The following is a 21,923-nucleotide window of genomic DNA, read 5'->3' on the forward strand; positions in this document are numbered from 1 at the left end:
GGTTTACAGTTCGGGCACGTTGATGTGGAATTCGTCGGCGCGGGCCTCGACGAGGCAGAGATGATACCCCTGCTTTCTGGATAGCTTTACGAAGCTCTCCCGGGAGTCACGACTCAACAGACTCCCGCTGGTGGCTTCCGAGACTGCTTCGAGCGCACCCGGCTCGAAGAACGACGAGGTGACCAGAAACGCCGCCGCGAGTTCGTCGTTCGCTTGTTTGATTCGGCTGGCGGCCGATTCGAGTTCGACCAGCATCGACTCGGTCGCCGGATCCCGCGAGTCGTTGAGATCGGCGACGATCAGCGGGTTGCCCATCCGGTCGCGCAACACCACGTCGAACGTCGCCTGTTCGGTCACTTCTTCGCCGTCTTCGGTGTAGACGATGTCGACCTCGCCGCCCAGCTCCGCGCGGTCGATGTCCGGAAGAGCGTCGTACAGATCGCTGAGTCCGCCCGCGTGACCGGTGTCACGGATCTCGTACAGCAACCGCTCGACCACCCAGCGAACAAACTGATACGAAAGCGTCGACGCGAGGTACTCGTCGTAGGGCTGGCCGTTCACCGCGGCGGCGTCGGCGTCGAACTGGGTGTGTCGCTCCAGCCGGATGTTCCCGTTGACCGCATCGGCGTCGGCGTCACCGGCGTGGGCGGCTTCGAGCGTCGCATCGCCCTTCGAGCGGTACCGGACGAACAGGTTGGTTCCGGCGGTCGCTTCGGCCGGTCGGAGCTGTACGTCGGCGTCGTGGGCCGTTACGCCGGCGTCCTCCAGCGCAGTCTCTAAACGCTCGACCTCGGCTTCGAGGCGTTCGATTTCGGCGTCGCGCTGATCGATCTCCTCGCGGAGCGAGTCGGTCTTCTGGTCGAGGCGGTCGCGTTCGGTCTGTAGCTGGTCACGCTCCTCGCGGATGCGCTCGACGGCGTCTTCCAGTTCGTCGATGCGCTCCTCGCGCTCTTCGAGATCGGCCTTCGATGGGCCGCTGTCGTCGGACGCCGCTGCACGGCCCGTCGCGGTCTGCTGGCGGTCGCCCTGCTGGGAGCGGCGGCTGCTCTGTCGGGATCGGCTCTCGCCGTTGCTCCCCAGGCCGTTCGTCGAGGTGCTCGACGCCGAACGCCGAGCGCGGTCGTTCGAACCTGTCCCGGCGGTACCGGTCGGGGACCCGGCCGCAGACGCCGCCGTCGCGCCGCCGTCGTCGGGCTCCGGCGAGAAGCTGTGGTCCGGATCGAGCGAGGGGATCGTCTGGGCGTTCTGCCAGTCGACCTCCTGTTCGGTTCGCGGGTCGACGCCGCTGTCGGGCGTGGCGTCGTGGTCGACGGCGCCGCGCTCGCTCGTCAGTTCGTGAGACTCCGCGCGGTCGCCGTTGTCGGTGCGCTCGACGGAGCCGGCACCAGCGGTCCCGGTAGCGTCTCGGTCGGGAGTGGTGGTCGGCTCGGCTGCAGACGCGGATTCGGTCTGCTTCGGTTCGGAATCATCGGCGATCTGCTCGGTAGTACGTGCAGCGGCCGACTGCGCATCAGTGGCGCCGAGACCGTCGTCCGACCCCGATTCGTCGGTCCGCAACCGGTGGTCGGTTTGGTTCTGATCCGACGGCGCGCTCTCCTCGGCCGACGCGTCAGTGGTCTCGGTCCTCCCAGTCTCGGCGGTCGTCGATCGCCCGCCTACGGCAGGGTCGTCCACATCGTGCTCGACCTTGTCCGGTTGAGCGCCCGTTTCGTCCGCGCCGGACGCCGGGCTGCGGTCGTTTCCGGCGTCGTCGACAGAGCCGATGTCGTCCGTCGCGTCCTGATCGCCGCCGAACTCTACATCCTCGTACCCTGCGATCCGGTCCTCGGCGTCGCCGTGCGAACGGTCCGCGTCGATGTCGGTCCGGGCGTCCTCGGCGTCTGCCCGCGGGTCGATCCCGTCGCCTGCCGAGGGAGACTGGTCGAGTTCGTCGCTTGCCGAGGCGGGACGGGTGCGTTCGTCGTCTGCCGTCCCGGTCTCCGTCGCGTCAACTCGACCGGAGGCAGCTGCGTAGTCGGCGGCATCGACGCCGGCTGGCTCCGCGTCCGGTTCGGGGGATCCTGCGTCCGAGTCGGTCGAGTCCGCGCCGTCGAGAGACGCACCGGCTGCAGCCGCCTCGTCGGCACCGGCATCGGCTGGCTCCGGGATGTCGATCACGTCTACATCCACGTCGCGCACTTCGTAGATACCGACCTCGTCGTCGGCGCGGTCGAACGCCTCCTCGCCGCCGATCAGCTCCTCGTTGTTGCCGACGAAGGCGGCGCTCATCGAGCGCCCGCCGTAGTAGACGACGTAGTAGTCGCCGCTGAGTACGTTTTCGCTGAGTTCGAGATAGCCGGTGAACGACCCCGACGTGAGGGTGTCGTCGACCTCCGAGACGCCGGTGTCCTCGGTGTAGTACTTGCCTTGGGTTTCCCCGCCGGATTCCCACATCGTACACAGCAGGGGCAACGCTGGATCCGGCGCGACGTGTGCCGTTCCGGACGCGTCCTCGAAGTCGTCGATGCTACCCTCGTGGATGCCGACGACGCGGCCGTTCAGCATGAACAGCCACGTGCCAGCGGCCTCGACCGCGCCGGAGAAGTCGGAGTCCGCGAGATCGCGCAGCCCCCCGAAGCCGCCCGAGAAGGAGCGGGACTCCCACCGCTCGACGCGCTCTTGCGTGCGCGAGTTCATATATCGAGTACAAACCACAAGCGCACCAAATACTTTCCGGCGTGCGCGTCACCCGACTGCGGACGGACGAACAGAACAGTTGGCCGCTCTCAGATCTTCGACTCGGCGTCGTCGGCGAGCTCTTGCATGCGCTTGCCGATCCGGCCGGCGCTGGAGAACTCGTCGTCGCTCATCGCGCTGGCGAGTGCGTTACCGAGCACGAACACGGCGTGTTTGTGTTCGCTCTTGGACTTGTGGACGTGAGAGGGGTCGACATCGAGGTTGTGGTACGGCTCGAACAGCTCCGGATCCACGTGCTCACGCTCGGCGAAGTTCTCCATGATGATGACCATTTGCTCGTGGAGTTCGAGGAGCTCGTCTTTGTGCATGACCGAACCTAAGGGCGTCCCTGAGTTAAGAATTACCCCGTTCGCGGTAACATCGTCCCGGACCAATTACCATCGGCATCATCGACTGTTCAACGTTCGTTCCAGCCGGATGGCGGAGTTAAGACGCGTCGCCGAGCCCGTGAGACGCATCCACAACCGGTGTCCAGCCCAGTTCCTCCAGCGCGGTCGCAACCGTCCAGCCGCCGAAGATGGCTGCGCCGACAGTCTCGGGGATTGCAAGCCCGGGAACTGGCCCCGAGCTGAGCGCCGCCGCCCAGACGAGCCAGAACAGCAGGTGGACGATCCCGAGCCAGAGCGTGACCAATCCCCGGCGGACGCGCCCAGCAAGCGCCGACCCAGTGCCGTAGAGCCACAGCGCGACCGTCGCGGCGAGGTAGTGCGTGATCGCAACGGCGCCGTGAGGATCGCGCGGAAGGTGGAACACGCCGACGAGCGCGAGAGCGACGAGCGCGACGCCGAACGCCGCGACGCCGAGTCGCTGGAAAAGCGTCTCCGACCGTGCCCACAACACGCCCGAAAACGGCAGCCCGATGACGCCAGTGAGTATCAGCCCGCCGTTGAACACCAGAAACTGCGGGGACGATCGGATGAACGCCCAAGTTACAGATCGGCCGTCCGGCAGTGCGCCCGTATCCGAGAGCGCGCTGTTCGTCCAGACGAACTCCGGATCGACGAGCGTGGCGGCGAGAATCGCAGTCGCCGCCACGGCCGGCCCGACCACACCGCAGATCGCCGCCACGTGGCGCTGTCGCATACCACTACGAATCGGTTCACAGTTCAAATAAGTTCGGACGGGACAGCAACGAGGGGGGCGTGCGACGCTGCGCTCAGGCGTCGACGGGGAACCAAGCGAGTTCGTGGTCGGCCGTGAGCGTGACGCGCACCGGTGAGTCGAGATCGAGCGTCTCGCTGTGGTTGTGCATACACTCGATCGTGTTCCCCGAGTCGAGTTCGACGCGATAGAGCACGGAGGGGCCGAGATACCGGCGGTAGGTAATCCGACCGTTGGCGTCTTCTTCGTCGGCCGACACGGCCATCAGGTCGTCGGGACGGACGAGCACGTCGATGTCGGCGTCGTCGTACTCGGGTGCGAACCCGTAGATACGGTCCCGGTCGATCGTTGCGATCGGCGTCTCGACATCGTCGCCGTCGACGGAACCAGTCAGAAAACTCGCGTGGCCGAGAAAGCCCGCGACGAAGCGCGAGGTCGGACGCTGGAACACCGCTTCCGGACGGCCCAGCTGTTCGATGTGGCCGTCGTGCATCACTGCGACGCGGTCGCTGATCGACAGCGCCTCCTCTTGATCGTGCGTGACCGAGATCGCCGTCACGCCGGACTCCTTGAGGATCCGACGGACCTCCTCGCGCATCTCGACGCGCAGATCGACGTCGAGATTGGAGAACGGCTCGTCGAGCAGTAGAATCTCCGGCTCGGGTGCGAGCGAGCGCGCCAGCGCGACGCGCTGTTGCTGGCCACCCGAGAGTTCGTCCGGGTAGGCCTCGCCCTGATCGGCGAGTCCGACGAGTTCGAGCAGGTCCGAAACACGCTCGTCGCGCTCGGCCCCGTCGAGATCCTCCAAACCGAAGGCGACGTTCTCAGCGGCGGTAAGGTGCGGAAACAGCGCGAATCCTTGAAACACGACACCGACATCGCGCTCCTCGGGTGCGACGAACGTCTCGTCGTCTGTCACCGTTCGGTCGCCAAGTTCGATCCGACCCTCGTCGGGCTGTTCCAGTCCGGCGACGAGCCGGAGCGTCGTCGTCTTCCCACAGCCCGACGGGCCCAGCAGCGTCAACAGTTCTCCCTTCCGAACCGACAGCGACAGGTCCTCCACAGCCTGTTCGGTACCGAATGACTTCGAGACGCCGTCGACTGAGAGTGCTGTTTCCCGGCGCGCATCGGCGCGCTCGGCGTCCGTTGCGTCCCTATTTCGTGTCTCCGCCGGCGACCTGTGTGTGCCCTGTGTTGCCATCGTTGCCTCCCTGTCGAGCGTTGCTGTGCCGTGCCACCCCCGACGAAAGCACGCAGCGAAGCGGGAGGCGGCGTCGCTCGCGTACACATACATTTAGGTGTTCCTAAAACATTTCGGTAGCGGCCGGACGACGCCACACGCCGATGGCGTCCGGAGCCCCTACTCGGGAAGGTCGTCGATTAGGACGACGGCTTCGCCGTCGATCACCGTCGAGTCGGTCGCGTGGTTCTCGATCGTCGTCGCGAGGCGGAACTGGCCCTTGCCGAGGTCTTCGACGATCTCGACCGACGCTGTCACGCGATCGCCGATCTCGACGGGACCGCGGAACTCCAGATCCTGTGAAAGGTAGATCGTGAGTCCCGGCAAGCGTGCGAGTGCGGCGCTGATCAGTCCCGAAACGAGCGTCCCGTGGGCGATGCGTCCGCCGAAACGGGAGTCGTCAGCGAACTCCTCGTCGAGGTGGAGGCGGTTGGTGTCGCCGCTCGCTCCGGCGAATCGCTCGACATCTTCGTCGGTGATCCGCTTGGTGAACGTGACGGCGTCGCCGACGCCGAGAGCAGCGGCGTCCTCGACCGATCGCTCGAAGTCCCAGTCGCCGTCCTCGAAGGCAAGTGATGGCAGGTCGCTCGGTTCGGTGCCGTCGGCGTCCGCGGGCGACGCTCCGTCGCCGTTCTCGGAGACGCCCAGCGCGGCGCGGTTCATCGCGGTCGCGCTGCGGAACGCCGTTTCGGTCATCTGGAGCCACGCGTCGGTCATCGCGGACAGCGGGCTCGATGCGGTGGTGTCGTCGGTCACAGTTCTCGATATGGGTACCAGTATATGAGTCCTGTGGCCGAGGCCGAACTCACGGGTGCGGCGGCCGCCGTCACCGGCCCGAGCCGTTTGAACCATTGGAAACCATCTGCTACCATTGAGAACCATTTTGGGGTAACGCTTAAGCCGCTCGCTCCCGTAGCAGTGATCGATGACGGACGATTCCAGCGGGATGCCGTGGCCGCCGGCGATGTTCGCAGAGCAGATGCAGGAGGCGGGCGAGCAGGCCGTCGAGAGCCAGCAGGAGCTGATGAAGCAGTTCCTCTCCGCCAGCGCTGGCGCGGGAGGCAACCTCTCGCAGTTCCCCGCGATGACGATGGGAACTGCGACGTTCAAGACCCGCGTGCAAAGCGGCGGGCGGATCAGCATCCCGGATGCAGAACGCGAAGCCCTCGATATCGACGAGGGGGATATCGTCCAGACCATCGTCATCCCACTCGGTGATTCCAATGAGTAACGCAAACCCCATCCAGACCGCATTCGATATGCAGCGCACCGTTCTCGAACAGACCCAGAGCGCGACCCACGAAGCGATCAAGGCCCAGAAGGCGGCCGTCGATGCCATGGTCGACGGCGCCGAAACCGCCGAGTCGATGGCCGATCAGAACACCCGCCTGACGCGCGAGGCCCTCCACGCGTACTTCGACGCCGTCGAACACGCCACTCCGGCCGACGCGGAGATGAACATGGGCGAGATGCGCGAACTCGTCGACGAGCAGTTCGACGCCTACGACGAAGTCCAAGCCGAGACGTGGTCGGCGATCCACGAGGCGATGGCCGAAGGCGCCGACGGCTTCGAGCAGTTCGCCGACGAGTACGCCGACGCAGTCGACGACTCCTTCGAGACGTTCCTCGACGCACACGAGCAGATGGAGTCCAACGCCGTCGACGCCGCCGAGCAGATCGACCAATCGGCCTGAACGGTCGAACGCTTTTTGATAACACACCCCCAATTTTTCGTACAATGACCGATTCGACACCGACTGATTCCGTACAGCAAAACTGGGGCTCCTTCATGGAGGAGATGAACGAGCAGTTCGTCGAGGCCCTCGAACAGAACGTCGAAGCCCAAGCCGAGTTCGTCGAGTCGTGGACAGAAACGCTCGAAGCGACGACCGGCGACGAGCGCCTGAGCGAGGGCGTCGACGGCTACGCCAAGGCCTATCAGGTCTGGATGGACGCAGCCCAAGAGATGGTCGAGCGCACCGCAGACGTGGCCGACGGCGAGCAGATCGACGTCGAGGAGTTCCGCGACGTGTGGCTCAACAGCGCGAACCAAGCGTTCAAGGAGGTCATGTCCACGAGCGCGTTCGCAGCCGCGACCGGCGAGAGCGTCCAAGACGCCATGGAAGTCCGCCAGATGGCCGACGACAGCGCCGAGGCGACGCTCCGCCAGCTCCGCATCCCGACCCAGAGCGATGTCGAGGAGATCGGCGACCGCTTGGTCGAACTCGAACGGCGCCAGCACGAGGTCGAACGAAAGCTCGACCGCGTGCTCGAACATCTCGAGGAGTAACCATGATGAACCCGTTTGCGACGACGCTTGACCTCCAGCGTGAGGCGTGGGAAAACACCGCTGAGGCCGTCACGAAAGCCGGAGCCGCACCCGATGCCAACGAGACGATTTCCGAGGTCGAAGTCGGGCAGACCCCCCACGAAGTCGTCTACGAGGAGAACAAGCTCCAGCTCTATCACTACGAGGCCCAGACCGAAGAGCAACACGACGTGCCGATTCTGATCGTCTACGCGCTGATCAATCGGCCGTACATCCTCGATCTCCAGCCCGACCGCTCGGTCGTGCGCACGCTCTTGGAGAACGGCTTCGATGTGTACCTGATCGACTGGGACGAGCCCTCTCAGTTGGATCGCTCGCTCCAACTCCACGACTACGTCGACCGGTACGTCGACAACTGCGTGGATGTCGTCCGCGAGCGCTCCGGGCAGGACAGCATCAACCTGCTCGGCTACTGCATGGGCGGGACGATGAGCGTGATGTACTCCACACTCCACCCCGAGAAGGTCCGCAACCTCGGGCTGATGGCCGCCGGACTGTGCTTCGCTGGCGACGGCGGCCTGCTGGAGCTGTGGGGCGACGAGGAGTTCTTCGATCCCGACGCGGTCACCGACACGTTCGGTAACGTCCCCGCCGACTTCCTCGATGTCGGCTTCGCGCTGATGGACCCCGTCGAGAACTACCTCACCAAGTACGTCCGGTTCTACGACAACGTCGAGGACGAGGACTTCGTCGAGAACTTCGCTCGGATGGAAGAGTGGCTCGGCGACGGCATCGACGTCGCCGGCGAGACGTTCGAGGAGTTCATCGAGGATATCTATCAAGAAAACAAGCTGTACAACAACGAACTCCACCTCGACGGGAAACACGTCGACCTCGAGGAGATCGACATGCCGGTACTCAACATCGTCGCGGAGTACGACCACCTGATCCCGCCGGAGGCCTCCAAGCCGTTCAACGAAGTCGTCCCGAGCGACGACACCGAGATCATGGAGTTCCGGACTGGCCATATCGGCATGAGCGTCTCCTCGCGCTCGCACGCCGAGCTGTGGCCCGACGTGTGTGAATGGTTCGAGGAGCGCTCGCGGGTCGACGCCGATGCCACCGATGCGGCCGCCGACGCCGCTGATGGAAACGACGCCGAGTCCAGCGAGCAGTCGGGCGACGCCGAAGACGCCGCGTCGACGGGAGAGAACGGAACCGATCTGCAGGAACTCGACGGCGTCGGGCCGGCCTACGCCGAGGACCTCTCGGACGCGGGCTACGACACTGTCGAAGAACTGGCTGACGCCGATGTCGTCGCCGTCGCGGAGGCGACCGACCTGCCGGTCGGCCGCCTCGAAGACTGGATCGAACAGGCTACCGACCACCGCGACGAAGCCTGACCCGTACCGCGAACTGGTCTGTCATATTTCTCGCCGTCCCGTCCGGGGCGGCGCCCACCTTTATCACAACGACTAGCGAATCGCTAGATAATGGGGCGGCGTCGCCCCGGTGATCTCAATGGACCAGCGTACCTGCCTCGTAACGGGCGCATCGCGCGGGATCGGACGCGGCATCGCAGAGCACCTCGCCGCCGAAGGTGCCAACGTCGTCGTGAACTTCCGAAGTTCCGAAACGGAAGCAGCCAATGCCGTCGATGAGATACGATCCAACGGCGGCGCTGCGATCGCCGCGCAGGCCGACGTGACCGGCCGCAGAGAGGTCGAAGCGATGCGCGAGCAGATCCACGACGAGTTCGGCCCGATCGACGTACTGGTCAACAACGCCGGCATCACGCAGGACACCCGGTTCGAGGAGATGACTCGCGAGGAGTGGGATCAGGTGATGGATGTCAACCTCGGCGGGACGTTCAACGTCACCCAGACGTTTTTCGAGGATATCAAAGCCGCCGACGAGGGGCGCCTGATCAACATCTCGAGCATCGTCGGTAAGCAGGGTAACTTCGGGCAGGCCAACTACGCGACCGCCAAGAGCGGCCTCTTTGGATTCACCCGGACCATCGCGCTCGAACTCGCGCGTTCGGGGTCGACGGCAAACTGTCTGGCGCCGGGGTTCACACAGACCGACATGCTCGACGCTATCGACGAGCAGATTCAAGAGAAGATCCGCGAGGACATCCCGCTCGATCGGTTCGCACAGATCGACGACATCGCCGCGGCGGTCCGCTTTCTCGCCAGCGAAGACTCGTCGTACATCACCGGCGAGGTGATCGACGTAAACGGTGGGATGGACCTCTAGTCCAGTCGGTACTGTTGCAGGTCGTCATCCTCGGATCGCAGTGTCGGTAACAGCGGCTCGATGTCGCCGACGAGTTCGACGGCGCCGCTCTCGGCCGGGTTGTACGCCACGAGACCGACGCTGCGAAGCCGCGGAACGTGGTTGTGGTGGAGTTCGACCAGTACAGTGTGTCTCTCCGTGTCGTCGACCTCCACGGGAGTTTGCTCGTCACACCGCGCCGAAACGGCAGTCGCTAACTCCGTGAGGTCGACGCTACCGGGCCGGGAGTGGAGGACGCACAACGTGTGTCGCCGGTAGGGGTGCCCAAGAACGTCATACACTTGGTCCGGAGAGAGATCCAGACCGTCTGTCGAGAGCTGCGTCATGGCTTCCCTCTGCGGCGCTCGACGCCCGTTCCGTGCATTCTTGAGAACATGCTGAAACCGATGCGGGCGAGCTATAAAGCGATATTTACGGTGTACTCGCGGGATAGCTACACCGAGCGAAAATGATGCCGACCGCTTAGATGCCGCTCTCGAAGTCGTCGAGAGCGTAGGCGGGTTCGGCGCCGCGGCGGTCGAGCGTCTCGTTGGCCAGCAGCCAGTAGACGACCGACAGCGCCTTGCGTCCCTTGTTGTTCGTGGGAACAACGAGGTCGACGTTGCTGGTCGAGTTGTTCGAGTCACACATCGCAATCACGGGGATGCCGACCGTGATCGCCTCCTTGACAGCCTGAGAGTCACCGATCGGGTCGGTGACGACGAGCACGTCGGGCTCGATGTAGCCGTCGTACTTGGGGTTGGTCAGCGTGCCCGGGATGAACCGACCGGTGCGGGCGCGCGCGCCGACCGCTTCCGCGAACTTCTCGGCGGGGAAGCGACCGTACTGGCGCGAGGACGTGACCAGAATCTGCTCGGGCTCGTAGTTGGCCAAGAAGTCCGCAGCCGTGCGGATGCGCTGGTCGGTCGTGGCGACGTCGAGCACGTACAGACCGTCGGTTCGGACGCGGTGGATGAACCGCTCCATGTCGTCGGTCTTCTGCTGGGTACCGATGTGGACACCGGCGCCCAGATAGTCCTCGACAGGGATGAGGAGGTCTGCCTCCTCGTCGGACATAACGTCCTCGTCGAGTTGCGGTTCGGCCTCGGCCTCCTCGGCGTCGGCGGTCGGTTCCTCGTCGCCCTCTACGGGCTCGGCCTCGTCGGGCTCGGCGGCCGGACCGGCGCCGGGCTCCGGCTCCTGGTCGACCTCCTCTTGAGCCGCGTCGAGGCCCTCCTGTTCTGCGTCGTTGTCTGTCATGCTGCGTCGTCCGCGATGCGGATTAGTTCGTTGAGTTTGGCGGTGCGCTCGCCGCCGACGGCGCCGGTCTTGATGAACTCGGCGTCGGTCGCGACGGCAAGGTGTGCGATGGTAGCGTCTTCGGTCTCGCCGCTCCGATGGGAGACGATCGTTCCGTACTCGTTCCGGGTGGCCAGCTCGATGGCGTCGAACGCGTCGGTCAGCGTACCGATCTGGTTGGGCTTGATCAGGATGCTGTTGGCAGCGTCCTGCTCGATGCCGTCCTCCAAACGTTCGACGTTGGTGACGAACAGGTCGTCACCGCAGATCAGCGTCTGATCGCCGACCTGCTCGGTCAGCTCGGTGAAGGCGTCGAAGTCGTTCTCGTCGAGGGGGTCCTCGACGTAGACCAGATCGTACTCCTCGACGAGCTCTGCGATGTACTCGATCTGCTCGTCGGTGTCTCGAACCTGATCGTCGTAGACGTAGCCGCCCTCGTCTTCGTCGTACATCTCCGCGGCGGCGACGTCGAGACCGAACTTGATCTCGAAGCCGAGCTCCTCGGAGACGGTCGAGACAGCCTCGTCGACGATCTCGAAGGCTTCGGTGTCGTCGACCGACGGCGCCCAAGCGCCCTCGTCACCCTTGCCCGAGGGGAGGTCCCGTTCGAGCAGGATGTCGTGGATCTCTTGGTGGACCGCCGCGTTGGCGAACACGGCGTCGGCGACGCTCGGTGCGCCGACTGGTGCCGAGAGGAACTCTTGGATGTCGGTCGCGTCGGCGGCGTGTTCGCCGCCGCCGATCACGTTACCGAGCGGGATCGGGAAGTTCTCGCCGCGGAACGCGCCGCCGAGATGCTGGAACAGCGGCGCGCCCAGCACGTCGGCGCCGGCCTTTGCGGCGGCCATGCTGATGGCGACGGCGCTGTTGGCGCCGATCTCCGAGAAGTCCTCGGTGCCGTCGGCAGCCCGCAGCGCGGCGTCGACCGAGCGCTGGTCGCCGGCGTACACCTCGCCGACGAGGCGGGGAACGGCGTGTTCCCGAGCCGCCGCGATCGCTTCGTTAGCCGGCAGTTCGATCGCCTCGAACTCGCCGGTGCTGGCGCCGCTCGGTGCGGCCGCGCGGCCGAAGCCACCGCTCTCTGTCAGTACGTCCGCCTCGACCGTGGGGTTGCCCCGCGAGTCGAGGACGCGCCGGAGTCGGATGTCGGTGATGAGCGTCATTTTCTGTTGACTGTGAACGGAAGCGCCCCCGCGTCGTACTCCTCGGCGGCGACCAGAATCGGTTCGGTCTGGTCGGTATCGACCAGCACCGGCGCCCCGTAGGACACCTGCAGCGCTCGCGCGCCGAGGATCCGTGCTTTCTCGTATCGCGTGAATCGCTGTGACTGGGACATAGGTTACTGGTAGGGGGACACGATGTCGACGAGGTCCTTGTGCGAGACGAGCATGCGGCGACAGCAGTGTCGGTCGACGCCGAGCTCGTCTAACACCTCCTCGGGGTCCTCGTCTCCCTCGCGGGCTCTCGCCTTGAACTCTTCCCAGTGTTCACCGACTACGTTGCCACAGGTGAAACACCGGACTGGTACCATCATGTTAGATCACCTTAGCGGTAGGACTTCTGGTAGCGCGCTCGTGCGCCGGGTCCGCCCCACTTCTTGGGCTCGGACTGGCGAACGTCGTTGACCAGCAGCGACCGGTCGAACTCCATGTACGCATCACGGAGTTCGGCGTCGCCGGTGTGCTGGACCAGACCGCGAGCGATCGCGGTTCGGACTGCGTCGGCCTGCCCGGAGATGCCGCCGCCCTGCACGCTGACCTCGATGTCGACGCCGTCGCGCACGTCGTCGGCGATGCGGAACGGTTCGAGCATCTTCAGTCGGGCGAGCTCGGGTTCGACCAGCTCGACCGGTCGGGAGTCGATTCGCACGCGACCGTCACCGTCGCGCACGGTGGCGCGCGCGATGGCGGTCTTCTTCTTGCCGCTCGTGTTAGTTACCATGTGACGTTAGCACCTAGGTTCTCGCTGACCTCCCCGAGGCGGAGGAACTTGATGTTCGACAGTCGGTCCAGCGACGTGCCCTCGAGAACGTCGCCGTCCTCGTCGTAGGGGTTGCCCACGTAGACGCGGATGTTCTCGAACGCCTCGCGCCCGCTGGTGGTCTTGTAGGGGACCATGCCGCGGATCGAGCGCTTGAAGATCCGGTCGGGTCGCTTGGGGTAGTACGGCCCTCGGTCGGAGCCGATCTCGGCTCGCTTCTCGAAGGTGCCGAGCACGTCGTCCTCGCTGCCCGTGATGACGGCGTCTTCGGCGTTGACGACGGCGACTCGTTCGCCGTCGAGGGCGCGCTGGGACACCTCGCTCGCGACGCGGCCGAGGATGCAGTCTCGGGCGTCGACGATGACATCGGCGTCGTACTCTGCGAAACTCATCGGATCACCCGTACGTCGGAGCCGTCGGGGTTCTGTTCGATCGCCTGTTCTAGGTCTGTGGTCTCGCCGACCTGTTCGATCTTGGTCTCGGCGGTACCCGAGAAGTCGACCGCCGCGACGGTGACCGACTTCTGCAGGGCGCCACTCCCGAGCACCTTGCCCGGGACGACGACCATCTCGTCTTCCTGCGCATACCGCTCGATGCGCCCCAAGTTGACCTCCGCGTGCGTGCGGCGGGGCTTTTCGAGCCGGTTTGCGACGTCGCTCCAGACGTCGGCCTCCCGGTCGCGGGATACCGACTTCAGCTCGGCGATGAGACTGTTCAGTCTCGGATTCGTCTTGCTCATAACTTTCCTCCTGATAGGACCGCTTGAGAAGTGTGATGCAGGGAGCAGGATTTGAACCTGCGAACTCCTACGAGACAGCGCCCTGAACGCTGCGCCGTTGGCCTAACTTGGCTATCCCTGCTCGCACTCTCTGATACTGGGTGCCCCTTCAAACCACTTTCGATCTCAACCGATTCGACCTCGCATCGCACGGCGTCGAATCGGGTGCCTGCGCCGGGGTCATCCGACACGGGCGTCGCCGCCGAGCCGGAGCTCTCGCTGCCGGGCCGGGCGAACGTCAGGGTGTGGTCGTTAGAGGCAGTCATTTTAAAGCTGTACTGCGGTTTCGAGTTCGCTCGCTCGATCTTCGATCGTGTCGACAGCCTGCGTGACGAGTTCGTCGACCGTGAACGAGCCGTCGGTCTCGACGTGGAACACGAAGGCGTTCTCGACGTCGTGGATCTCGACCTCTTTGCCAGGATACAGCTGGGAGAGGTCGTTGCCAAAGTCCTCTGCGGGGACCAGTTCGCCGTCGTCCTCGACGACGCCCCGGACGATGTGGGGCTCGTCGTCCTCGAACTCGCCGCGATCACCGACGACCTCGACGCGCTGGAGGTTGCGGTAGCCGACCGCGACCCCGCCCTGATGTTTGGCGTGGTCCTTGCCGGACTTGGCGACCGCTTCGACTTCGGCCTCCAGGCGCTGGTCGTCTTTTAGATCGATGATCGGGACGTTCTCGTCGGCGGGCTGGACCAGATCGTCGGAGCTGATCAGATCGCCGGAGTAGGCCGTTGCGGGCCCCTGAACGTCGATCGAGAGCGTGACCGAGTCACCGACCTCGAACTCGCCCGGCGGGGTGGTCAGCGGGACCAGCCCCATGCGAAGGCCGAGTTGCTCGTCGAACATCACCGACGAGTTCTCGACGACGCGGACCGTGTCGATCGCCATCGTCGGAACGTCGGCGATCATCGCCCGGCGGATGCCGTTGGCGAACGCGGGGGCGACCCCGCGAACGAGGAACCGGGCAGACCGGTCGTCGCGTTCGATGAACTCGACGTCGTAGTCCACTGCCATCGTTAGTATCCGCTCTTGCCTTTGGGCGCGCGAGAGCCGTCGTGCGGGATCGGCGTGACGTCCTCGATGCGGCCGATCTCCAGACCGGCGCGGGCCAGCGCGCGGATCGTCGCCTGCGCGCCGGGGCCGGGACTCTTCTGGAGGTTGCCGCCCGGTCCGCGAACGCGGACGTGGACGCCCTCGATGCCGGCCGCCAGCACTTCCTCGGCGACGGTCTCGGCCATCTGCATCGCCGCGTACGGCGACGCCTCGTCACGGTTCTGCTTGACCACAGCGCCACCGGACGACTTGGCGATCGTCTCGGCGCCGGTCTGGTCGGTGACCGTGATGAGCGTGTTGTTGAACGATGCGTGCACGTGGGCTACGCCCCACTTTTCGTCGTTGTCTGCCATGTTATTGCTCCTCCGCGCGTTCGGGGTGGAGTTCGTCAGCGAGCGGGCTGGTCTCGTCGAACTCGACGGATTCCTCCTCGTCGACTTCGACCTTGTAGGACGGCACCGACACGCGTCGGTCGCCGACCACGACGTGTCCGTGGACGATGAACTGTCGCGCCTGCTGGGGCGTGTTCGCCAGACCGCGACGGTAGGCGATCGTCTGGAGGCGACGCTCGAGCACGTCGTTGATCTCCAGCGACAGAATGTCGTCGAGTCCGTCGGTGTCGTCGAGGATGCCGTAGCGCTTGAGCCGTTCGAGGAACTCCTCGCCCTCGCGACCGGCGGCTTCGGCGTCACCCTGCGTGCGACCGAGCAGTTCACGGGCCTCGCGGCGGAAGCTACGAAGCTCGGACTGGGCACGCCAGAGCTCTTCTTTGTTCTTGAGGCCGTAGCGACCGAGCAGGTCGTGCTCGGAGGAGATTCGCTCGCCCTGGAATGGGTGGTTCGGCGTCTCGTAGGCCTTCGTCTTGGATCCCAGCGGCATTATTCTTCACCTCCCTCGTCGCCGGCGGCTTCCTCAGCCTGCTCTTCGCGGATCTCCTCGACGTTGACGCCGATGGTGCCCTCCGTACGACCGGTGGACTTGGTCCGCTGACCGCGCACCTTCTGGCCGCGCTTGTGGCGCACGCCCTTGTAGGAGTCGATCATCTTCATCCGGTTGATGTCGTGACGACGCTTCATCTGCAAGTCGTTGCCGACCTTGTGCGTCGTCTCGCCGGAGAAGAAGTCGTTCTGGCGGTTGGTGAGCCACTCGGGGACCTCGTCGGCGTACTCCTCGACCTTGGTGACGATTCGATCGATCTCGTCGTCCTCGAGTCGGCCGAAAGTCGCCGTTCGGTCGATGTCAGCCTTCTCTGCGATAATTCTGGCCGTTCGACGGCCGATGCCGTTCATCTCGATGAGCGACCGCTCGACGGATTTCGTCCCATCGAGGTCGGTTTGCCCGATGCGGACGAAGTACCGAAGGTCCTCGTCGTCTTCGGGTTCGTCTGGTTGTTCTGCACTCATGTGTGTGGGTTAGATCTGCACTGGCGCCTTTCGGCTCGTGCGTGCTGCAATCCGCCGACGGTAGCGTGTACTCGTACACGTACCACGTCGACGGTCCTCACGTCGTGGCGGGGATTCGAACCCCGGAGGCTTTACGCCACATGGTTAGCAACCATGCGCCTTGGGCCGCTTGGCTACCACGACTCGCGTGTACTAGTCGCCCTGACGGACTCGGGACCCGAGCGCCCCTACATCGGATTGCAGGCGTACCTTTCCCGTTGCCGTACTTAAACGCAACGAATCCAGCCGCCCGCCGTAGTGGGGATGTTGGACGGCCGAGCGTGCGAATTCGTGTCACTGTCCCGGTCGGTGGCCGAAGCGGGGTGTGACATCGAACGCACAGCGGCGTCTCGACGCCGTGGCGAAGCAGATTACGTAAGCGTTACTGTCGGTCGACGCTCAGTCCCGGGCATGGATGCGCCCTGCGTGCGAGTCGCCCGCGAGCGTGGCGAGGAGACGCGCCGCGCACTCGCCGACGCCGACTTGGTGGCCGAGAACGTCGAGATCGACGCCGCAGACGGCGACCTGTACATTCCCGTCGTCGATCCGGACGCCGTCCCCGACGAGTACGAGCTCGTTCACCGCGACCTTCCCGAGCGCTCGACGCCGGAGATGCCCGCCGACATTCTCGGGTACGATCCAAGCTTAGAACGCTTGGGGGACATCGTCATCGTCGACGAGGACGACCCCGAGCGCGCCCGCGAAATCGCCGACGCCGTCGTCGAGTCGGCCCTGCCCGTCGAGACGGTACTGAATCGTGCTTCGAAGATCAAAGGAGAGACACGCGTGCGCGACTGGGACGTGCTGGCCGGCGACTCGGCCGAGACCGTCCACCGCGAGTACGGCTGCGAGTTCGCCGTCGACCTCGCAGAAATGTACTTCTCGCCGCGGCTTGCGACCGAGCGCCACCGCGTCGCCGAGCAGATCGACCCCGACGAGCGCGTGTTCGACATGTTCGCCGGCGTCGGCCCCTACGCCGTTCCGGCGGCCGAGCGCGGCGCGACCGTCGTCGGCACGGATGTCAACGAACGCGCGATCGACTACTTCCGAAAGAACGCCGAGCGCAACGGCGTCGCCGACCGAGTAACCGCGATTGCGGGAGACGTGCGCGAAGCCGCGCCCGAGTACGAGAACTGGGCCGACCGCATCGTGATGAACCTGCCCCACAGCGCCGACGAGTTTCTGGACACGGCAGTCGCGCTCGCCAGCGACGACTGCCTGCTCCACTTCTACGACATCCAGCACGAAGACGACCCATACGGCCCCGGCGAGGCGGCGATCCGGGAGGCCGCCGAACCGGAGTACGAAGTGACGGTCGAGAACGCCCACACGGTACGGTCGTACGCGCCCCACGAACTGAACGTCTGCCTCGATGTCCGACTGGTTGCGAACGAGTGACAGCAGGCGGCCGACTTCGCAACTCTTAAGCAATCCATCGGGCGTATGTTTGAGTGCAGACAGCGCCGCAGCACACGGGGCGTGACACGCGCCGGTGTAGCTCAGACTGGCTAGAGCGATTCCTTCGTAAGGAATAGGCCGAGGGTTCAAATCCCTCCACCGGCTCTTCTACCTGCGAACTGACGTGAGCAGTGTGTGAGACGGCGTGGATTTGAATCAGGGAGCAGCTTTGCTGCGACCGTGGTTCAAATCCCTCCACCGGCTCTTCTTACCGCGAACAACACCGGTCAGCGGCATCCATCTGCGGACGCCGATTAGTCTCGGCGACCGCGACGCTTCCCGTGGCCCTTCTTTTTACCCTTCCCGTGGTCGTCGTCCGTCCAGAGCTTCCCGAGCAGGTCCTTGAAGTCCGAGCCGGTGATGCGTCCGTCGTCGTTCCTGTCGTAGAGGCTCACCAGCGGCCCGTCACTGGTGACCGACCCGGCGCCCTTGATCGTCAGCGTGGTCGAGAGGCCGCCGACCGACAGCTCGTAGTCGCCGGCTTCGACGAGCTTCGCGTCGAGCGCCGGGATGTCGCCCGGCACGACCTCCAGCGCGGCGAGGTCGGCCTCGATCTCGACTGTCGTCGACTCGCCGGCGTCGAGCGAGACGCGCTCGTACCCGACGAGCCGGCGGAGCGGCTGGAGCACCGACCCATAGGACTGGGTGTTGAACGCCTCGACGATGTGCTCGCCGTGCCTGTCGCCGGTGTTCGTGACATCGACGCTGACCGTGACCGTCTCGGCCTTGCCGGGATCTTTGACCGCACTCGGCGTCACCGAGAGATTCGAGTACTCGAAGTCGGTGTAGCTCAGCCCGTGACCAAACTCGTACAGCGGGGAGTTGTCGGTCGCGCCGGTCGAAGTCGGCGGATAGCGGTTGTACTGGACCGGCGTCGTTCCGACCGGCGTGCCGGGGTTTCGTGGCCAACTGAAGGCGAGCTTGCCCGAGGGGTTGTACTCGCCGACGAGCGTCTCGGCGATGGCGACGCCGCCGTCGCTGCCAGGTTCGCCGGCGAACAGCAGGGCGTCGAGCTTCTCGAAGGTCGCGGCCGAGCCGCGGGGGCTGCCGGCCAGCATGACGCCGACGACGGGCGTGTCGTCGTCGGTCTTCTCGTCGATGATGTCGACGAGGCGCTGCTGGGACTCGTCGAGGACGAGTTCGTCGCGGTCGCCAAAGCCCTCGTTGTGACAGCCCTCGCCGAGCACGACGACGACGGCGTCGGCGTCCGGGGCGGCCGACCGAACGTCGGCTTCCTGCTGATCGGTGAGGTCGAAGTCGCCGTTCTCGTCGCTTTGCTGGTTCTGGCCGTCGCCCTGTCCTGCCCACCACGTCGAGTTATCGTAGTAGGTGGGAACGTGAGTGAGGTCGCCGACTCGACTGGCGAGTTCGTCGACCAGCAGGGTCTGTCGCGGGAAGGGGCCGCCGGCGCTCGGGCCCTGCCAGCCGAGCGACCAGCCGCCGTGTTGCATCAGCGGGCGGGTGTTGTTGCCGTTCCCGTCGACGCCGGGCCCGGTCAGTAGTACGTCCTCGTCGCCCGACAGTGGCAGCGTGCCGTCGTCGTTCTCCAGTAGGACCATCGACTCCTTGGCGAGTTTCTCGGAGGCATCTTGGGCGCCGCCGAGGACGCCACCGATGCGCGACTCGTCGACGGTTGGCGCCTCGAACAGGCCCAGATCGACTTTCAGTTCGAGGATCCGTCGGACCGCTTCGTCGATGCGCTCTTCGGGAATCTCGCCGTCTTCGACCAGGCTCACGACGGTGTCGATGAACTTGACCGGTCCCGGTGCGCTCCCGCCGTTGCCGATCATGTACATGTCGACGCCGGCGTTGATCGACTCCTTGGTCGCGGTCCGGAAGTCGGGCGCGTAGTCGTGGTTGGTGAGCAGCCGGTTGAGATCGTCCCAGTCGGAGACGATCATACCTTCGAAGCCGTAGCGCTCGCGCAGGATCTCGGTCAGGAGCCAGTGGGAGGCGTGGGCGGGCTTGCCGTTGACCGCGCCGCTGTTGACCATCACCGTACCGGGCTCGGCCTTCAGGGCTTCCTGATACGGGGGGAACAGGTTCGTCCGCAAGTCGCGCATCGACGTCGACGCCGGTGCCCGGTCGTTGCCGTTGTTCGGGATCGAGTACGCCCCGAAGTGCTTGACGCAGGCGGTCATCCGGTCGTCGGCTTCCAGAGCGCGAGCGCGGGCCCGAGAAACGTCGCCTTCGAGCTTCGGATCCTCGCTGATCCCCTCGAAGAACCGGCCCCAGCGCGGGTCACGCTGGAGGTCCGTCGTCGGCGCGAACGTCCAGTGGGCGCCCATCGACGCCGTCGCCGCGCTGGTGTGGCGCTCGGCGTGCTCGACGAGTTCCGGATCCCGTGTCGACCCCATGTTCAGCCGCTGGGGGAGCGATGTCGCCCCCTCCAGCAGGACGTTGCCGTGCGTCGCGTCGACGCCATAGAGGAACGGGATGCCGTGGTCCGCGTGATCGAGGTTGTACGTCTGGAGATCGTTGATCCCCTCTACGACCGTCTGCGCGTCGAAGCTCGGCGGCGCCGCCCCGCCCGAGAGGATCGACCCGACGCCGAGCTTCGAGAAATATTCGCCGAGCGTGTCGACGCCGAAGCTGTCGGGAATTGAGGCCGACTCGGGATCGAATGTTCCGATTGCGACCTGTGTCATCTGGCCGACCTTCTGTTCGAGCGAGAGCGACCGAAGAAGTGAATCGATCCCGGCATACGAATCGTCGCCACCAGCCGCCGCCTCACCCGCGCCGATGGCTGCTGTCGCGGTAGCAGCACCGGTCGCTTTCATGAAGGTTCGTCTGGACGCGCCCGCGGACGATCCGTTTGGGGATTCATCAGGATTGTTTGCCATACACTATCGAAGTGCTGTAGTATGCCCATTGTTATGTGGAGTATACTTGCGAGGTAGACCAGTGCTAATCAGCCAAAGCGTCGTTCTGTAGTCCGTTGGTCTCGTTCTGGCTATCAGCCGCCGCGTTCGACGACGGTCAGATAGGCGACGTACGCGAGCGCCGAAACCACGAGCGCCACCGCGAAGACGGTCACACCCACGTAGTCCGCCAGCACGAGGTCCGGATTCTCCCAGAGCGACGCGCCGCCCTCGGCTGCGAGCACGAAGAGCCCACCGTACACCGCCGCGAAGGCGATCGCCCGAGCGAGCGCGACGACGCCGAGGTGACGGCTGTTGAGCAGTTCGACGACGAACAGTACGGCGACCGCGAGTATGTAAAACGGCTCGGGGAGTGCCTGCCCGATCTCGCCGGTCTCGCCCACCGCGAGGACGCCGTAGTACCCAAGCGCCAGCAGCACCGCGCCGACGAGAGTGATGCCGACACCGTACCCGCTGGCGTCGGCGGGGTCCGGCGGCGTCAGGCCCCCCTCGCCACTGCCTCCGTCCGACCCGGCCATCGGCGTCCCGCCGCCGTCCGGTGTTCCGCTGCCGTCGCTGCCCGCGCCGGCACGCGACGGGCCCGTATCGGCGTCGCCCATGGGTGGATATCCGACTGCTGCGACCTTAGTCGTCGGTGGCGGGGTGATCGCCGCGCTCAAGAGCCCGGTCTCCGAAGTGATCGGCGATGGACGAACACCGGTACCACTACGACACCGTCGTCGCCGCGATTCGGCTGCTCGACGACTACGACGACGAGCTCGGCGAGCCTGACGAACTGCGCGACCGGTTGATCGAACTGGGCGGCATCCTCCGGGACGGCGTCGATAACGACGAACAGCTACGCATCGGCGATCACGACGTGAGTCACCTGCTGCCCGACGAGAGCGATCGGTCGTCTGACTAAGAGTTAAGTTTCCACCTCTACTTGGCCGGTATATGGAAACGACACCGGAGGAGATCACTGCTCTCGTGGGTAGGGAAGTGTACTCGAACAACGGGGTGTTCGTCGGCGAGATCGAGGACGTACGGCTCGATCTCGACCATCAGCAGGTTACTGGGCTCGCGCTCCACGAACTGAACTCCGAGCTGTTTTCGGGCTACGTGGGCGACTCTCACGGCGTGTTGATCCCCTACCGGTGGGTTCGGTCGGTCGGTGACGTGGTGCTGATCAACGACATCATCGAACGCCTCCGTCCGCGCGACGACGAGGAAAGCGGCGAAGTCGTCGTCTAACCGCTGGACTGTTTTTTCACGTCACCGCGGGGCCATCGGCGCCCCGACACAGCAGCTCACGGCCCGGTGTAAGCGCTGCCGCCGGCAGCCTCTGGGGACCGTCGTCGCATGCCCCGTCGTGACGACCCGTGGGTGGAAGTCGATTCCATGATAGCCATTATCAGCCGATGACGTT

General features: G+C 65.1%; 27 protein-coding genes and 3 tRNA genes. 9 read left to right on the forward strand and 21 right to left on the reverse strand.

All coding sequences use genetic code 11. The features are described from left to right. Positions 1-3 precede the first annotated feature (3 nt). From CRO01_RS04060 to CRO01_RS04080, 5 genes are all read right to left on the reverse strand, one after another. Positions 4-2,676: a DUF7527 domain-containing protein gene (locus CRO01_RS04060; protein ID WP_097007821.1), complete on the reverse strand. Its 2,673-nt coding sequence runs from the start codon at positions 2,674-2,676 to the stop codon at positions 4-6. Between the two features lie 89 nt (positions 2,677-2,765). Continuing rightward, complete coding sequence (locus CRO01_RS04065; RefSeq protein WP_097007822.1) at positions 2,766-3,044, reverse strand: UPF0058 family protein; 279 nt, start codon at positions 3,042-3,044, stop codon at positions 2,766-2,768. A gap of 118 nt (positions 3,045-3,162) precedes the next feature. Beyond that, complete coding sequence (locus CRO01_RS04070; protein ID WP_097007823.1) at positions 3,163-3,819, reverse strand: DUF998 domain-containing protein; 657 nt, start codon at positions 3,817-3,819, stop codon at positions 3,163-3,165. A gap of 73 nt (positions 3,820-3,892) precedes the next feature. After that, positions 3,893-5,038, reverse strand: a complete 1,146-nt coding sequence (locus CRO01_RS04075; RefSeq protein WP_097008331.1) for an ABC transporter ATP-binding protein — start codon at positions 5,036-5,038, stop codon at positions 3,893-3,895. A gap of 159 nt (positions 5,039-5,197) precedes the next feature. After that, positions 5,198-5,833: a MaoC family dehydratase gene (locus tag CRO01_RS04080; protein ID WP_375097330.1), complete on the reverse strand. Its 636-nt coding sequence runs from the start codon at positions 5,831-5,833 to the stop codon at positions 5,198-5,200. A gap of 169 nt (positions 5,834-6,002) precedes the next feature. Between CRO01_RS04080 and CRO01_RS04085 the strand changes: the two genes are divergently transcribed. From CRO01_RS04085 to CRO01_RS04105, 5 genes are all read left to right on the forward strand, one after another. After that, the gene (locus CRO01_RS04085; RefSeq protein ID WP_097007824.1) at positions 6,003-6,308 is read left to right on the forward strand and encodes an AbrB/MazE/SpoVT family DNA-binding domain-containing protein; all 306 of its coding nucleotides are present in this window, start codon (positions 6,003-6,005) and stop codon (positions 6,306-6,308) included. After that, positions 6,301-6,771, forward strand: a complete 471-nt coding sequence (locus tag CRO01_RS04090; protein ID WP_143824901.1) for a hypothetical protein — start codon at positions 6,301-6,303, stop codon at positions 6,769-6,771. The genes CRO01_RS04085 and CRO01_RS04090 overlap by 8 nt, the downstream gene beginning before the upstream one ends. 44 nt (positions 6,772-6,815) lie before the next feature. Then, on the forward strand, positions 6,816-7,367 hold the full coding sequence (locus tag CRO01_RS04095) for a poly(R)-hydroxyalkanoic acid synthase subunit PhaE (RefSeq protein WP_097007826.1): 552 nt from the start codon (positions 6,816-6,818) through the stop codon (positions 7,365-7,367). A gap of 2 nt (positions 7,368-7,369) precedes the next feature. Further along, the gene (gene phaC / locus CRO01_RS04100; RefSeq protein WP_097007827.1) at positions 7,370-8,749 is read left to right on the forward strand and encodes a class III poly(R)-hydroxyalkanoic acid synthase subunit PhaC; all 1,380 of its coding nucleotides are present in this window, start codon (positions 7,370-7,372) and stop codon (positions 8,747-8,749) included. Between the two features lie 112 nt (positions 8,750-8,861). Next, positions 8,862-9,605 (forward strand): beta-ketoacyl-ACP reductase, encoded by a 744-nt coding sequence (locus CRO01_RS04105; protein WP_097008333.1) that lies wholly within the window; start codon positions 8,862-8,864, stop codon positions 9,603-9,605. Here the strand turns inward: CRO01_RS04105 and CRO01_RS17140 are convergent. The 14 genes from CRO01_RS17140 to CRO01_RS04175 all read right to left on the reverse strand — a co-directional run bounded on the left by CRO01_RS17140 (position 9,602) and on the right by CRO01_RS04175 (position 16,319). After that, a complete protein-coding gene (locus CRO01_RS17140; protein ID WP_449289584.1) occupies positions 9,602-9,970 on the reverse strand; it encodes a DUF7344 domain-containing protein in 369 nt (122 codons plus the stop codon). The genes CRO01_RS04105 and CRO01_RS17140 overlap by 4 nt on opposite strands. Before the next feature lie 136 nt (positions 9,971-10,106). Continuing rightward, complete coding sequence (gene rpsB / locus CRO01_RS04115) at positions 10,107-10,883, reverse strand: 30S ribosomal protein S2 (protein ID WP_097007829.1); 777 nt, start codon at positions 10,881-10,883, stop codon at positions 10,107-10,109. Further along, the gene (gene eno, locus CRO01_RS04120; protein WP_097007830.1) at positions 10,880-12,085 is read right to left on the reverse strand and encodes a phosphopyruvate hydratase; all 1,206 of its coding nucleotides are present in this window, start codon (positions 12,083-12,085) and stop codon (positions 10,880-10,882) included. The genes rpsB and eno overlap by 4 nt, the downstream gene beginning before the upstream one ends. Beyond that, positions 12,082-12,258 (reverse strand): DNA-directed RNA polymerase subunit K, encoded by a 177-nt coding sequence (locus CRO01_RS04125; protein ID WP_097007831.1) that lies wholly within the window; start codon positions 12,256-12,258, stop codon positions 12,082-12,084. The genes eno and CRO01_RS04125 overlap by 4 nt, the downstream gene beginning before the upstream one ends. Positions 12,259-12,261: 3 nt before the next feature. Beyond that, on the reverse strand, positions 12,262-12,456 hold the full coding sequence (locus CRO01_RS04130) for a DNA-directed RNA polymerase subunit N (protein WP_097007832.1): 195 nt from the start codon (positions 12,454-12,456) through the stop codon (positions 12,262-12,264). Positions 12,457-12,467: 11 nt separating this feature from the next. Next, complete coding sequence (locus CRO01_RS04135) at positions 12,468-12,863, reverse strand: 30S ribosomal protein S9 (protein WP_097007833.1); 396 nt, start codon at positions 12,861-12,863, stop codon at positions 12,468-12,470. Continuing rightward, complete coding sequence (locus CRO01_RS04140) at positions 12,857-13,294, reverse strand: 50S ribosomal protein L13 (protein ID WP_097007834.1); 438 nt, start codon at positions 13,292-13,294, stop codon at positions 12,857-12,859. The genes CRO01_RS04135 and CRO01_RS04140 overlap by 7 nt, the downstream gene beginning before the upstream one ends. Further along, entirely contained in the window at positions 13,291-13,641 is a 351-nt protein-coding gene (locus CRO01_RS04145) for a 50S ribosomal protein L18e (protein WP_097007835.1), read from the reverse strand. The genes CRO01_RS04140 and CRO01_RS04145 overlap by 4 nt, the downstream gene beginning before the upstream one ends. Positions 13,642-13,677: 36 nt before the next feature. Beyond that, positions 13,678-13,762 (reverse strand) — tRNA-Leu (locus CRO01_RS04150). 185 nt (positions 13,763-13,947) lie between these two features. Next, positions 13,948-14,694: a DNA-directed RNA polymerase subunit D gene (locus CRO01_RS04155; protein ID WP_097007836.1), complete on the reverse strand. Its 747-nt coding sequence runs from the start codon at positions 14,692-14,694 to the stop codon at positions 13,948-13,950. A 2-nt stretch (positions 14,695-14,696) separates the two neighbouring features. Beyond that, on the reverse strand, positions 14,697-15,086 hold the full coding sequence (locus CRO01_RS04160; protein ID WP_097007837.1) for a 30S ribosomal protein S11: 390 nt from the start codon (positions 15,084-15,086) through the stop codon (positions 14,697-14,699). Position 15,087: 1 nt separating this feature from the next. Next, positions 15,088-15,612, reverse strand: coding sequence for a 30S ribosomal protein S4 (locus tag CRO01_RS04165; RefSeq protein WP_097007838.1), 525 nt, complete (start codon positions 15,610-15,612; stop codon positions 15,088-15,090). Next, a complete protein-coding gene (locus CRO01_RS04170) occupies positions 15,612-16,136 on the reverse strand; it encodes a 30S ribosomal protein S13 (protein WP_097007839.1) in 525 nt (174 codons plus the stop codon). Before CRO01_RS04170 ends, CRO01_RS04165 begins: the two co-directional genes overlap by 1 nt. Positions 16,137-16,236: 100 nt before the next feature. Beyond that, positions 16,237-16,319 (reverse strand) — tRNA-Ser (locus tag CRO01_RS04175). Between the two features lie 267 nt (positions 16,320-16,586). Here CRO01_RS04175 and CRO01_RS04180 point away from each other — a divergent pair. Together CRO01_RS04180 and CRO01_RS04185 are read left to right on the forward strand one after the other, a co-directional pair. Next, positions 16,587-17,573 carry a class I SAM-dependent methyltransferase gene (locus CRO01_RS04180; protein ID WP_097007840.1) on the forward strand — a complete coding sequence of 329 codons (987 nt, stop codon included), beginning with the start codon at positions 16,587-16,589 and terminating at the stop codon, positions 17,571-17,573. Positions 17,574-17,663: 90 nt separating this feature from the next. Next, positions 17,664-17,738 (forward strand) — tRNA-Thr (locus CRO01_RS04185). A 149-nt stretch (positions 17,739-17,887) separates the two neighbouring features. On the opposite strand, the gene CRO01_RS04190 is transcribed toward CRO01_RS04185, so the two are convergent. Beyond that, on the reverse strand, positions 17,888-20,413 hold the full coding sequence (locus CRO01_RS04190) for a glycoside hydrolase family 3 protein (RefSeq protein WP_245838498.1): 2,526 nt from the start codon (positions 20,411-20,413) through the stop codon (positions 17,888-17,890). Between the two features lie 176 nt (positions 20,414-20,589). Next, positions 20,590-21,114 (reverse strand): hypothetical protein, encoded by a 525-nt coding sequence (locus CRO01_RS04195; protein WP_097007842.1) that lies wholly within the window; start codon positions 21,112-21,114, stop codon positions 20,590-20,592. Positions 21,115-21,200: 86 nt separating this feature from the next. On the opposite strand from CRO01_RS04195, the gene CRO01_RS04200 reads away from it, so the two are divergent. Both CRO01_RS04200 and CRO01_RS04205 read left to right on the forward strand, forming a co-directional pair. Further along, complete coding sequence (locus CRO01_RS04200; protein WP_097007843.1) at positions 21,201-21,419, forward strand: hypothetical protein; 219 nt, start codon at positions 21,201-21,203, stop codon at positions 21,417-21,419. A gap of 32 nt (positions 21,420-21,451) precedes the next feature. Continuing rightward, on the forward strand, positions 21,452-21,748 hold the full coding sequence (locus CRO01_RS04205; RefSeq protein WP_097007844.1) for a PRC-barrel domain-containing protein: 297 nt from the start codon (positions 21,452-21,454) through the stop codon (positions 21,746-21,748). Positions 21,749-21,923: the final 175 nt, after the last annotated feature.

The sequence above is a fragment of the Natronoarchaeum philippinense genome, from assembly GCF_900215575.1.
Taxonomy (GTDB): Archaea; Halobacteriota; Halobacteria; order Halobacteriales; family Natronoarchaeaceae; genus Natronoarchaeum; species Natronoarchaeum philippinense.

Excerpts from the sequence above, each read along its gene's own strand:
- CRO01_RS04190 (WP_245838498.1), bottom strand. The coding sequence starts at position 20,413 with ATGAAAGCGACCGGTGCTGCTACCGCGACAGCAGCCATCGGCGCGGGT.
- CRO01_RS04085 (WP_097007824.1), top strand. The coding sequence starts at position 6,003 with ATGACGGACGATTCCAGCGGGATGCCGTGGCCGCCGGCGATGTTCGCA.
- CRO01_RS04135 (WP_097007833.1), bottom strand. The coding sequence starts at position 12,863 with ATGGTAACTAACACGAGCGGCAAGAAGAAGACCGCCATCGCGCGCGCC.
- CRO01_RS04125 (WP_097007831.1), bottom strand. The coding sequence starts at position 12,258 with ATGTCCCAGTCACAGCGATTCACGCGATACGAGAAAGCACGGATCCTC.
- CRO01_RS04200 (WP_097007843.1), top strand. The coding sequence starts at position 21,201 with ATGGACGAACACCGGTACCACTACGACACCGTCGTCGCCGCGATTCGG.
- CRO01_RS04090 (WP_143824901.1), top strand. The coding sequence starts at position 6,301 with ATGAGTAACGCAAACCCCATCCAGACCGCATTCGATATGCAGCGCACC.
- CRO01_RS04095 (WP_097007826.1), top strand. The coding sequence starts at position 6,816 with ATGACCGATTCGACACCGACTGATTCCGTACAGCAAAACTGGGGCTCC.
- CRO01_RS04060 (WP_097007821.1), bottom strand. The coding sequence starts at position 2,676 with ATGAACTCGCGCACGCAAGAGCGCGTCGAGCGGTGGGAGTCCCGCTCC.
- eno (WP_097007830.1), bottom strand. The coding sequence starts at position 12,085 with ATGACGCTCATCACCGACATCCGACTCCGGCGCGTCCTCGACTCGCGG.
- rpsB (WP_097007829.1), bottom strand. The coding sequence starts at position 10,883 with ATGACAGACAACGACGCAGAACAGGAGGGCCTCGACGCGGCTCAAGAG.
- CRO01_RS04145 (WP_097007835.1), bottom strand. The coding sequence starts at position 13,641 with ATGAGCAAGACGAATCCGAGACTGAACAGTCTCATCGCCGAGCTGAAG.
- CRO01_RS04165 (WP_097007838.1), bottom strand. The coding sequence starts at position 15,612 with ATGCCGCTGGGATCCAAGACGAAGGCCTACGAGACGCCGAACCACCCA.
- CRO01_RS04205 (WP_097007844.1), top strand. The coding sequence starts at position 21,452 with ATGGAAACGACACCGGAGGAGATCACTGCTCTCGTGGGTAGGGAAGTG.
- CRO01_RS17140 (WP_449289584.1), bottom strand. The coding sequence starts at position 9,970 with ATGACGCAGCTCTCGACAGACGGTCTGGATCTCTCTCCGGACCAAGTG.
- CRO01_RS04075 (WP_097008331.1), bottom strand. The coding sequence starts at position 5,038 with ATGGCAACACAGGGCACACACAGGTCGCCGGCGGAGACACGAAATAGG.
- CRO01_RS04180 (WP_097007840.1), top strand. The coding sequence starts at position 16,587 with ATGGATGCGCCCTGCGTGCGAGTCGCCCGCGAGCGTGGCGAGGAGACG.
- CRO01_RS04070 (WP_097007823.1), bottom strand. The coding sequence starts at position 3,819 with ATGCGACAGCGCCACGTGGCGGCGATCTGCGGTGTGGTCGGGCCGGCC.
- CRO01_RS04195 (WP_097007842.1), bottom strand. The coding sequence starts at position 21,114 with ATGGGCGACGCCGATACGGGCCCGTCGCGTGCCGGCGCGGGCAGCGAC.
- CRO01_RS04130 (WP_097007832.1), bottom strand. The coding sequence starts at position 12,456 with ATGATGGTACCAGTCCGGTGTTTCACCTGTGGCAACGTAGTCGGTGAA.
- CRO01_RS04170 (WP_097007839.1), bottom strand. The coding sequence starts at position 16,136 with ATGAGTGCAGAACAACCAGACGAACCCGAAGACGACGAGGACCTTCGG.
- CRO01_RS04140 (WP_097007834.1), bottom strand. The coding sequence starts at position 13,294 with ATGAGTTTCGCAGAGTACGACGCCGATGTCATCGTCGACGCCCGAGAC.
- phaC (WP_097007827.1), top strand. The coding sequence starts at position 7,370 with ATGATGAACCCGTTTGCGACGACGCTTGACCTCCAGCGTGAGGCGTGG.
- CRO01_RS04065 (WP_097007822.1), bottom strand. The coding sequence starts at position 3,044 with ATGCACAAAGACGAGCTCCTCGAACTCCACGAGCAAATGGTCATCATC.
- CRO01_RS04155 (WP_097007836.1), bottom strand. The coding sequence starts at position 14,694 with ATGGCAGTGGACTACGACGTCGAGTTCATCGAACGCGACGACCGGTCT.
- CRO01_RS04160 (WP_097007837.1), bottom strand. The coding sequence starts at position 15,086 with ATGGCAGACAACGACGAAAAGTGGGGCGTAGCCCACGTGCACGCATCG.